A 10,963-nucleotide genomic window follows, 5' to 3' on the forward strand; every position below is an offset into this window, starting at 1 on the left:
GAAAGGTGCGGAGCAGCAGGGGGTCGTCTCTCTCGGGACGGTAGTTCCAGAGCAAACGGTTCCCCCAGGACCAAGTGCCTACCCCCATGGGGGCCAAGGCGGGTGTGCCCAGTGGCTGATCTTGCACACCCACCTCCAGTTCACTTGCACCCATCAAGCCAGGGAATCTAACAGCCAGCCCTGGGGAGCGGCGGAGCGGGACCCCAACCGGTGATGCCCGTGGAGTGGCGCGGTTCACCTGTTAGGATTGGCTTCACCCTGGCTGGCGGGCGTCGCCAAGTGGTTAAGGCAGCGGCTTGTGGCGCCGCTATTCGGGGGTTCGAATCCCCTCGCTCGCCCTTTACACCCTGGCCAACGGCTCCCTGGCGAGGGAAGGCTCCTGGAGTTGGCTCAGGAGTGCCGCCCCGCCAAAGCGCACAGGGTCGTCACAGAACAGGCCCGTCTCCTCCCGGGTGGCGATGATGGCGGCCCGGGCCTCCTCCAGCCGGAGGCGGCCCGTATTCAGGGCAATGGCCCGCACCCGGCAGGGGGGGGACAGGGCGGGACAGGCCACGGCAGCCACGGTCTCGTAAAGCTTCACCACCTGGGGCAGGGGGGGGATGGCAATGGACGGGCCGTCAGGGGCCAGGGAGAGAAGATTGTGCTGTCCCGCCCGATGCGCCAACACCAGATCGGTGGGCTGACTGCCCCGCAACAGGGGGAGGGTGGCGGTGGAACCCGGGTGCAACAGGGAGCCTTGGCCTTCCACCAACACCCAGTCGGCGGCGGCGCCGGCCTCCAGCACCGCCGCCTCTACGGCGCCGGCCGCGTAGTCCACCCGCACCGCATCCAGGGCAATGCCCCCGCCGCTGATCAGGATACCGGCCTGACCCGTGGCCACAAAGTTCATGGCCAACCCCTGATTGACACCGGCCTGGTGCAACTCCAAGGCGGCGCTCATCTTGCCTACGGCCATATCGGTTCCCACAAACAACACCCGTCGGGCAGGGCTGTGGGCGGCCCGGGCCGCGCCAACCCGCAGGGTGTCGGGTTCACGGCGCAGGTCCCAGATCCAGCGGTCGGGATGCAGCAACGACCGCAGCCGGGGATCATCCGCCATGGGGGTGTGAAGACCGTTGGCCAGGTTCAGGCCCGCGGCGAGGGCAGCCTCCACGTCCCGGCGCATCACCGCTGGAATCCGCCCACCGGAGGGGGCCAGGCCGATGGCGGCCACCGTGGGCCCCATGGGCAGGGCCGCCTCCAGATTGGCCACCACCGGCGCCGGGTGGGGAATCCCTGTAATCTCAACCAACTTGGCCCCGGCGTTATCGGGGTCAACGACCGCCACGATGGGACCACGGCGATAACGCAGCATGGCAAGACCGGTCTTGCCGAGGAGGCTGCACAGACCACCGTGCTGGAGAAGAACCAGGGGGGCGGAGGCGCTCAGCATTGGGGGAGGGGTTTGGCAAGTTGAATGCCCAGACCGGGGGCAGTGCCGGGGCGGATCACGTCCTGTATCCGCTCAAGGCCCAGAAAGGGGTCATGGCGCAGATTAAGATGGCTGTCCAGATCGGGCCATCGAATCAAGGGGAGTAACTGGGCGGCGGCGCCGTTGAGCAGGCTGGTATCCCCATAGCAGCCCAGCATCAGTTGGAGACCCAACTCTTCGGCCACGCGGGCCATGAGCAAGGTCCGGCTCAGGCCGCCGTGCTTGAGAAGCTTCAGGTTCACCCCGTCCACGTGGGGGGCGAGGCGGATCAGGTCCTGAAGGGTCCAGCAGCTTTCATCCACCACCAGGGGTAGGGGGCAGTGGGGACGCAGGGCAGCATACCCCTCATGGTCGTCGGGCGCGGCGGGGAGAGGCTGCTCAAGCAGGACTACCCCTTGATCGTGCAACCACGGGGCCATCGCCATGGCCTGGGCCAGATCCCAGCCCCCGTTGGCGTCAATTTGCACGTCCACGGACCCGGGCCAACGGTCCAGTTCCCGCACCGTGGCCTGCACAAGCTGGCGATCATGGTCCAGACCCCGGGGGCTGCCGAGTTTCAGCTTGATGCGGCTGGGATGCACCTGCTCAAACCATTGCCGCAGGCGTTGTCGCACCGCCTCCACGGAGCCGAGACCCACGGTTACGCTGGTGGCCCCACAGCGCTGCCGATCCAGACCCCAGAGACGCCAGAGGGGCTGTCCCAGTGATTTGCCCCACCAGTCCCGGAGCGCCAGGTCCACCCCACAGCGGGCCGGGGGGGAGAGGGGCGCCAACAGTGGTTCACACCGTTGCCACTGGTGGGGAGCATAGGGCTCCAGTTGGGGCCAGAGCCGAGCCAGTTCTGCGGCCACAGCCTGGCTGCTGTAGCGGTGGTGGCCTGTGTCAACATGACCCGTCTCCCCGAGGCCGGTGATGCCCCCGTGGCGGACTTCCACCAGCAAACGCTCCAGGCAGCGGGTTTGGCCACGGCTGATGGTGAGGGGGACCAGGCGGTCGATCCGGAAGGGACGGCAGCAACCTTGCATGGGAGACTGGTGTGCAGGTGGGCGCCACTGGTGCAGCAATTGGGGAAGAATAGAAAAACGTGAACCACCGCAATGTCCTGATGTCCCCATCGGCTCCTGCTGCTCATCCCGCCTCCACAGGCCGCCGCTACGCCATCACAACCTTTGGCTGCCAGATGAACAAGGCGGATTCCGAGCGCATGGCCGGCATCCTGGAGGCCATGGGCTACCGGCATGAAGACGACGAACTGGCTGCCGACCTGGTGATTTACAACACCTGCTCCATCCGGGACAACGCCGAGCAGAAGGTCTACAGCTATCTGGGCCGCCAGGCGCAGCGCAAGCGACACAACCCCCATCTCACCCTGGTGGTGGCCGGCTGTGTGGCTCAGCAGGAGGGGGAAAGCCTGCTGCGCCGCGTGCCGGAGCTGGACCTGGTGATGGGACCACAACACGCCAACCGCCTGGGCAGCTTGCTGGAACAGGTGGAGAACGGCCAGCAGGTGGTGGCCACCGCGGAGCATCACATCCTGGAAGACCTCACCAGGCCGCGACGGGAGAGCACGGTCACAGCCTGGGTCAACGTGATCTACGGCTGCAACGAGCGCTGCACCTACTGCGTGGTTCCCGCCACCCGGGGCCGTGAGCAGTCCCGCACACCGCAGGCCGTTCGCAGCGAGATCGAGGCCCTCGCCCGGCAAGGGTATCGGGAGATCACCCTTCTGGGCCAGAACATCGACGCCTATGGCCGTGACTTGCCGGGCATCACCCCCTCCGGGCGGCGGCGCCACACCCTCACGGACCTGCTGTACTTCATCCACGACGTGGAGGGGATTGCGCGGATCCGCTTTGCCACCAGCCACCCCCGCTACTTCACCGAGCGGCTGATTGCCGCCTGCGCGGAGCTACCCAAGGTGTGCGAGCACTTCCATATTCCGTTCCAAAGCGGAGACGACCAGGTGTTGCGCCATATGGCCCGGGGCTACACGGCGAGTCGCTACCGCCGCATCATCCGGACCATTCGCCAGTACATGCCGGAGGCCGCCATCAGCGCCGATGCCATTGTGGGCTTCCCCGGGGAAACGGAAGCGCAATTCCGGAACACCATGGCGCTGGTGGAAGAAATCGGCTTCGACCAACTCAATACCGCAGCCTATTCACCCCGCCCCAACACCCCTGCCGCCACCCGGACGGACCAGGCGCCGGAGACTGTGAAGGTGGACCGCCTGCGCCGCCTCAACGCTTGCGCGGAACGCTGCGCCCGCCACCGCAACCAACGCTATGCCCGGCAGGTGGTGGAGGTGCTGGTGGAGGGGACCAACCCCAAGGATCCCCGGCAGTTGATGGGCCGCACCCGGGGCAACCGGCTGGTGTTTCTGCCGGCCGCTGGTCAGGAACCCGGGGACCTTGTTCCCGTGCGCATTGAGGCGGTGCGTCCCTTCTCCCTCAGCGGCTTCTCCCTGACCACGCACGGGGCCGCGGCGGGAAGTGGGACGCCTTTCCCCTGATAGGGTCCGGAGCAGTGTAATCACGCCCCTTGCCCAGCCCCACGCCACAACCAACGGCCACAAGGGTGGGCCTGGTGTTCGGGGGATGCTCCGGTGAGCACGCGGTGTCCATTCTCTCGGCCCGCACCGTTGCCGATGCCCTCTCCACAGGAGCCAATGGTCAGCGCTACCGGGCGGTCCTGCACTACATCACCCGTGACGGCCGGTGGCTGACGGGAGAGGGGGCAACGGCGGCCCTCTCCGGCGCCGACCCAATCCCGGCAGGGTCCGAAGACCCTGGAGCCAGGCTGCCCACCACCGCCCGGCATGTGGATGTGTGGTTTCCCGTGCTCCACGGGCCCAACGGAGAGGACGGCACGGTTCAAGGTCTCTTCACGTTGCTGGATCAGCCTTTTGTGGGAACGGGGGTGTTGGGGGCCGCCGTGGGCATGGACAAGCAAGCCATGAAGACAGCCTTTGCGGCAGCGGGCCTGCCTCAGGTGAAGCATGTTTGCGCCAGTGCCGACGGGTTGGCGCGCCCCGATGAGCTGGTCGGGACTGTGGAACAAGACCTGGGTTATCCCTGCTTCGTCAAACCGGCCAACCTGGGCTCCTCCGTGGGCATCAGCAAAGCCGGGGATCGCAGGGCGCTGCTGGCGGGGCTGCGGGCAGCGGCCCGGCTGGATGATCGCCTGATCGTTGAAGCAGCCGTTACAGCGCGGGAACTGGAATGTGCTGTGCTGGGGGACGGAACCCTCAACGCCTCCGTTGTTGGCGAGATCCTTTACGACGCCGAATGGTATGACTACACCACCAAATACTCTCCCGGCCACAGCTCCCTGGTGATCCCCGCTTCCGTGCCCCAGGCTGTCCATGAACGGGTTCAGCGGCTGGCGGTGCAGGCAACCCAGGCGATCGGCGCCTATGGCCTCAGCCGTGTGGACTTCTTCTACCAGGAGGAGAACAGGATGCTCTACGTGAACGAGGTCAATACCATGCCGGGCTTTACGGGCCAGAGCATGTATCCTCTGCTGTGGCAGGCCAGTGGCATCCCGACCGAGGAGCTTGTGCATCGCTTGATTGAGCTTGCCCGGGCGCGCCATCAGCGAAGAAACTTCACCCCAGCCCACTGAATTGTCATGCGAGAAGGTTTGCTCTGGCTTCCCCTGCTGGTGATCTTCGTGGTCCTGACTGCCCTCGGCTGGCTGGAGCGCCGGCGCCAGGCCTTGTTTCGGCATTGGGCGCAAGGCGCTGAACTGGCCAGGCTGGATGCCGCCACGGCCATGCGCCTCCAGGACGGTCGGATCAGTTGGGGGCCTGTCGGCCCCAAAGGCATCGAGTTGGCGGGAGATATTGCGGTGAACCACCTGGAGCTTTGCGAATTGATGGCGGATCGCTCGGGTGACGTTCCCCTCACCGACGAGGCATCCGGTCCCTGCCGTCTGCGACTGGTTGCAAACGGTCAAAGCCTGGACATTCCCTTCAGTGACGCCGTAAGGGCCCGCCTGTGGGTGGATGAGTTGATGTCCCAGGTGCGCTGTCAACTGTGAGGTCCCGTTCCGCCATGGGCTCGTCACAGGGACCCACCCGGCCACGGGCCGCCCCGCCACCCTTGCCCCGGGGAACAGCAACCCAGGGGGGAGAGCATCACCAGTGGCGACGGCGGCTAACCCGGTTGTGGCGCCTCCTGGTGTTCAGTGGCGGCGCGGTGGGGCTGGCCTGGGTGCTGGTGGAGAAAGGCTGGTGGCTTGAGACGCCGGATCAGGTGATTGTCCATGGGGCGTCGCGCCAGGAACACGGGGAGCTGTTGGCTGCCAGAGCGCTTCAACTGCCGACTCCCTTGCTTGCGGTTGACGCCGAGGCCGTACAGCAGGATTTGCAGCGCCTGCTGTCCCCCACACTCCACGCCCAGGTACGGCGGACCCTGGCGCCACCGCAGGTGGTGGTCAGCCTGGAGAACAGGGCCGCCCAGACCTGGGGGCGGCGTTCTCTGGGGGATCGGGTAGAGCACGGACTATTGGACCACCGGTTTAACTGGGCCGGTTTCGACCCTCAACGGCAACCGGATGATGCTCCCGTGGTCAGGAATCATGTTCTGGTTCTGGCGGATTTCTGGGGGCCGGAACTGCCGGGAATACTGGCTCAACTCTTCTCGGGCCTGGAGCGTCTGGAGACGCCGGTGCATACCGTCCGGATCACGGCAGACGGGCAGTTGGCGCTGGACACATACGGGACTCCGGGGGAGGTGCGCCTTGGCCAGCCGGACCGTCTCTCCCGCAAGCTGGCCGTCATGGACCATCTCCATGCTCAACTGGGGAAGGGTGTGTCACCGTTCCCCTATGCCTATGTTGACCTGCACGATCCTGATCAACCTCAACTTGGCCTGTCTCAAGATCAGGATCAGTAACCCATGGAATGACGAGGGAGGGCGATGTAGACGATATTGTAGAATCTTCCACCCAAAGGATGACCGGTTGGCAGCCAGAACAGCCGGGCGCCATAATGAGTGACGTGACGTGACGTGACGTGACGTGACGTGACGTGACGTGACGTGAAATTGTAAAACTATAAAGTAGCTGCTGCATGGCTTGATCGGATTCTTCATTTTTTTTTAGCCATTAGAGGCTTGACAATGGTTATCCAATCCTGAATCCCTCTGCTACGCTAGCCTTGGCTCCATCACTCCCCACTGTGGCATGGATCATGACAGCGGCTATGAACAGCACGTAAAGCAGATTCCCAGAATTGTTCCAGCCCAGAATGCCCGCATCCGTGTCGTGGGTGTGGGCGGCGGTGGCGGCAACGCTGTCAACCGGATGATCAACAGTGACTTGCAGGGGGCGGACCATTGGGTTCTCAACACCGATGCCCAGGCTCTCCTCAGTTCCTCAGCCGAGAACCGCCTTCAGCTTGGTCAACGGCTGACCCAAGGTCTGGGTGCGGGAGGCAACCCTTCCATGGGCAAGAAATCGGCCGAGGAGTCCCGTTCGGAGATCCAGGAAATCATGGAAGGGGCCAACTTGGTCTTCATCGCGGCTGGCATGGGAGGCGGCACAGGAACCGGCGCCGCACCCGTAGTGTCCGAGATGGCCAGGGAAGCTGGGGCCCTGACAGTGGCCATTGTCACGAAACCGTTCAAGTTTGAGGGCCGCCGCCGCGCCGCCCAGGCAGAGCAAGGGATCAAGGAGTTATCCGCCCATACGGACACCCTGATTGTGATTCCCAACGATCAGCTTCGCAGTGCCGAGATTCCAGGGGGACGGCTGCAAGACGTCTTCAGCGCCGCCGATGATATCCTCTTTTGGGGAGTGAAGAGCATCAGCGACATCATTACCCAGCCAGGCCTGGTGAACGTGGACTTTGCCGATGTCCATTCCGTAATGAAGGATGCCGGCACGGCACTCCTGGGCATTGGCAGAGGGTCGGGTCGCTCTCGGGCCAGGGAGGCTTCTCTGGCGGCGGTTGACAATGATTTGCTGGAGTGCAAGAACATTCACGGCGCCAAGGGCTGCATCATCAACGTTACCGGTGGGCAGGACATGACCCTGGATGATCTGATGGAGGCTTCAGAGGTGATTACGGATATGGTTGATCCCAACGCCAACATTATCGTGGGTGCGGTGCAGGATAATGCCGTTGAAGGAGAGGTGGTGGTTACGGTGATTGCAACAGGCTTTGATCGCAACCTCGACGATGGGCCAAAACAAGCCGCCCACGCTGCCGAGTCACAGGGCCGACAGAGCAACGTGATGAGACAGCAGGAAGACAGATTCGTGCCTTCCCTTGATGAGCAGCATGGGGCAAAGATTCCCTACTTCCTGGAGAAGCGTCGCCTTCGCAACCACGACCCCCTGTCCATGGATGCAGTGGCGCCCAGCAACGGAATGGCCAGCGGCAGGGCGGCGCGAACGGCGATGGACCACCTGCCGCGCAATCCCGGCCAGACGAATGATCGCTATCGGAAAGACCGCCACTAAAGAAAGGTGACCCGGAGTCCACGCCAATCCCGAGCATCCCGTGTGGCTGCTGCCTTCCGGCTCTGACCAGGTTTGGGCGTCTGGAGCGCATGGGTCCGAGTCACCTCGATAATAGCATCTGCAGGGTCAGGACGCCATTTGCCTCTCACGATTCGGGATTTGCAGGATTACAAGCGGCAGGGGCGCATCATCACAGCCCTGACCGCTTGGGATGCCTTGAGCGGCGCTTGGGTGGACGCCTCAGGGTGTGACATGGTCCTGGTGGGGGACTCCCTGGCCATGGTGAGCCTGGGGCACCCCACAACGCTGCCCGTTTCCCTGGGGGCCATGGTGCATCACGCCCAGGCGGTGGGTCGAACCATCCATCGGCCCCTGCTGGTGGCGGATCTGCCGTTCCTGAGTTATCAGTGCGGCGCGGAGCAGGCCGTGGCCGCGGCGGGGCGCTTTCTGAAGGAAACCCCATGTCAGGCGGTCAAACTGGAGGGGGCCGAGCCGGAAACCATGGCGGCGATCAGCCGACTGGTGCGGACCGGCATTCCGGTGATGGGCCACCTGGGGCTTACGCCCCAGTCCGTCCATCGCCTGGGCTGGGGTCGTCAGGCATGCAGCGCCCCGGATCAGGAGCAGTTGCGGCAGAAAGCCCTGGATCTTCAGCAACAGGGGTGCTTTGCCCTGGTGCTGGAACACATCCCGGCGGTGTTGGCCGGTGGGCTGCGGCGGGAACTGGACATTCCCGTGATTGGTATCGGCGCCGGCCCGGACTGTGACGGTCAGATTCTCGTGACGGCGGACCTGCTGGGACTCACCGCCAGACAGCCCCCCTTCGTGAAGCCACGGCTCCAGGGGGCAGAGATGTTCAAGCAGGCGCTGCAAGGCTGGTGTCATGAGCAGCGCCACCAGGGGCAAACAACTCATCCACCCAAAGAAGGCAATCCGCCAACACCTGATTGCTGAGCCGAAAACCCCGGGGTTGACTCAGGCGCAGACAGGGTCCTTCACAACACAGCAAGCCTTGGGCACGGTCTCTCTCCAGCCGTGGAGACAGGGTCATCAAGGCCGCCAGCGGCACGGGGCACTGCTGTGCCAACCGCTGGCGGTTCACCCCTTCACTGCGGCGTAGTCCCGTGATCAGCAAATCCTCCAGGCGCTCCTTGGCGCCAGCAGGAGGTTGCGCGCCACCCCGTGGCCCATGGAGCCATGCCTGATAACCGCCGCGGGTACGGGGGCGGGTGAGCCGTCGGCCCGCCACGCTGCTGGTGGCCCCCATGCCAAAGCCCCACCAGTGGCCACCCCCCCAATACACCCGATTGTGACGACAGGCATGGCCGGGCCGGGCATAACTGGAAATCTCGTAGCGTCGTAAGCCCGCCGCCCCCAGCCGCCGGGCCGCCCGATCCAGCATGGCCGCGGTGGTGGTCTCCGGAGGCAGGGACAGACGCCCCTGGGTCAGCCAGCGGTCGAAGACCGTTCCCTCGCCGATGGTGAGGTCATAGAGGGACACGTGGGGCGGAGACAGGGACAAGGCCTGGTCCAGCGTTGCCTCCCAGAGGGCGGGGGTGAGCCCCGGCAGGCCGGAGATGAGATCCAGGCTCCAGCGGCACAGCCCTTCGGCCTTCAGCAGCGCCACGGCGGTCTCGATATGCCGGCGGTTGTGGCGGCGCCCTATGGCCGCCAGCAGCCCGTTGTCAAAGCTCTGGGCCCCAAGGCTGACGCGGTTCACGCCCGCCCGATGGTAGCCCCGCAGGCCCTCGGCACACACGTCGTCCGGGTCCAATTCCATGGTGACCTCTGCACCAGGAGCCAGACCAAAGCGGGTGTTCAACAGGGTCAACAGCCAAGCCACCTGGGTGGCGCTCAGCAGGGAGGGAGTGCCGCCGCCGAGATAAACAGTGGAGAGGGGTGGTCCCGGCGGGCTACTGCTAATTTCCTCCTTCAACCATCTCAAGTACTCCGCCACGGAGCGGGACGTGGCCCCATCCGCCCGATCCCCCAGGGGAACAACGGGAAAATCGCAGTAAAAACAACGGCGATGACAAAAGGGAAGATGCACATAGGCGCTGCGTGGTTGCGAAGCAGCCATGGCCTGTTCCCTCCACGGAAGGACCGGGACCCCTTCCTTCAGATGAGGCATAAGCCGGCACTGGCCCAGCCCAACATCCGGGCCAAAGCCCGTTGTGGGTGCGGATGTGGGTCAAGACTGTAGCCGTAGCACAGGTTGTATGCCATAATGGCTTTTACAGCGTTTGGAGCAAGGGTCTCACTTGCCAAAGTTGTCCCCGCTCTTCGATGTTAATACGAGAAGCCGCCCCCAAGGGCGGGGTTTGCATCCCCCAGGACAGCCACGTGATCAAGCAGCACTCAGGTGCCCTCGCCGCTGGACTGACGAAGAGGTTAGACGGATATGGCGCCCATAAGCCCATCCCTGCGGCATCTGGCCGTGAAGCGGGCGCCCGCCTGAATCAAGAGGTGCAGCCATGTACCGCCTGAGCGAAGTAATCCCCCGCCTTCAGGACAGGGAGGAAGTGAACGCATTTCTTGCGGAGCGGGTCCTGCCGCTGATCAACTCTCTGGAGCGCCCCTGGCTCTGGCTGGTCGGCTTTGGGGTGGTGCTGGGGCTACTCATGGCTCTACTGGTCCAGCAGGTGCGCACCTGTCTCCGGGCCGAGGAACGTCAACTGCCCTGGGACATTCTGCTGATTCGCGCCGCCGGTCTCAGCCTGGGGTTGGCGCTGGCCAATCTGCTGGCGGCGCCGTTGCTGCTGCTGCCCTTACCGGAGTCGTTGCCGTGGGTCAAACCCGTTGCCCTGGCGCTGGCGAACTTGGTGCTGGGGGTGGCTGGCCTCACGGTAGGACAGTTGCGGGGACAAGCCCTGCGCCGCCTGCTGGGATCCGCCAGCAGTGAAACCCTGCTGCTGGAAGAGGGTCTGGTGCAGCGCTCCGCACCCAAAATCCTTGACACCAGCGCCGCCATTGACGGGCGCATTGGCGCCCTCCTGGACTCCGGTCTGCTGGAGGGCCAGGTGA

9 protein-coding genes, 1 tRNA gene, 1 other RNA gene and 1 pseudogene are annotated in these 10,963 nt (G+C 64.6%); 8 read left to right on the forward strand and 4 right to left on the reverse strand.

Annotation, left to right across the window (positions count from 1 at the left end; all coding sequences use genetic code 11):
* Positions 1-265: 265 nt before the first annotated feature.
* Positions 266-338 (forward strand) — tRNA-His (locus BG35_RS0102875).
* A gap of 2 nt (positions 339-340) precedes the next feature.
* On the opposite strand, the gene BG35_RS0102880 is transcribed toward BG35_RS0102875, so the two are convergent.
* A complete protein-coding gene (locus BG35_RS0102880; protein WP_025781617.1) occupies positions 341-1,432 on the reverse strand; it encodes an N-acetyltransferase DgcN family protein in 1,092 nt (363 codons plus the stop codon).
* Entirely contained in the window at positions 1,426-2,496 is a 1,071-nt protein-coding gene (locus tag BG35_RS0102885; protein WP_025781618.1) for a dipeptide epimerase, read from the reverse strand. Before BG35_RS0102885 ends, BG35_RS0102880 begins: the two co-directional genes overlap by 7 nt.
* Positions 2,497-2,576: 80 nt before the next feature.
* On the opposite strand from BG35_RS0102885, the gene miaB reads away from it, so the two are divergent.
* The 5 genes from miaB (at position 2,577) to ftsZ (ending at position 7,939) form a co-directional block, all read left to right on the forward strand.
* A complete protein-coding gene (gene miaB, locus BG35_RS0102890) occupies positions 2,577-3,983 on the forward strand; it encodes a tRNA (N6-isopentenyl adenosine(37)-C2)-methylthiotransferase MiaB (protein WP_025781619.1) in 1,407 nt (468 codons plus the stop codon).
* A 29-nt stretch (positions 3,984-4,012) separates the two neighbouring features.
* Complete coding sequence (locus tag BG35_RS0102895; protein ID WP_051506114.1) at positions 4,013-5,095, forward strand: D-alanine--D-alanine ligase family protein; 1,083 nt, start codon at positions 4,013-4,015, stop codon at positions 5,093-5,095.
* A 6-nt stretch (positions 5,096-5,101) separates the two neighbouring features.
* Positions 5,102-5,512 (forward strand): hypothetical protein, encoded by a 411-nt coding sequence (locus BG35_RS0102900; RefSeq protein ID WP_025781621.1) that lies wholly within the window; start codon positions 5,102-5,104, stop codon positions 5,510-5,512.
* Positions 5,513-5,526: 14 nt separating this feature from the next.
* Entirely contained in the window at positions 5,527-6,369 is an 843-nt protein-coding gene (locus BG35_RS11405) for a cell division protein FtsQ/DivIB (RefSeq protein ID WP_025781622.1), read from the forward strand.
* 289 nt (positions 6,370-6,658) lie between these two features.
* Positions 6,659-7,939, forward strand: a complete 1,281-nt coding sequence (gene ftsZ / locus BG35_RS0102910) for a cell division protein FtsZ (RefSeq protein WP_025781623.1) — start codon at positions 6,659-6,661, stop codon at positions 7,937-7,939.
* Positions 7,940-7,944: 5 nt separating this feature from the next.
* Here the strand turns inward: ftsZ and ffs are convergent.
* Positions 7,945-8,041: signal recognition particle sRNA small type (gene ffs, locus BG35_RS11910), an RNA gene on the reverse strand.
* A gap of 36 nt (positions 8,042-8,077) precedes the next feature.
* Here ffs and panB point away from each other — a divergent pair.
* Positions 8,078-8,893, forward strand: coding sequence for a 3-methyl-2-oxobutanoate hydroxymethyltransferase (gene panB, locus BG35_RS0102915; protein WP_080687994.1), 816 nt, complete (start codon positions 8,078-8,080; stop codon positions 8,891-8,893).
* Here the strand turns inward: panB and hemW are convergent.
* A complete protein-coding gene (gene hemW / locus BG35_RS0102920) occupies positions 8,796-10,019 on the reverse strand; it encodes a radical SAM family heme chaperone HemW (protein ID WP_025781625.1) in 1,224 nt (407 codons plus the stop codon). The genes panB and hemW overlap by 98 nt on opposite strands.
* A gap of 394 nt (positions 10,020-10,413) precedes the next feature.
* Here hemW and BG35_RS0102925 point away from each other — a divergent pair.
* A pseudogene (locus BG35_RS0102925) lies at positions 10,414-10,963 on the forward strand (hypothetical protein); the annotation flags it as partial.

Source organism: Candidatus Synechococcus spongiarum SH4 (assembly GCF_000586015.1).
Classification (GTDB): Bacteria; Cyanobacteriota; Cyanobacteriia; order PCC-6307; family Cyanobiaceae; genus Synechococcus_B; species Synechococcus_B spongiarum_F.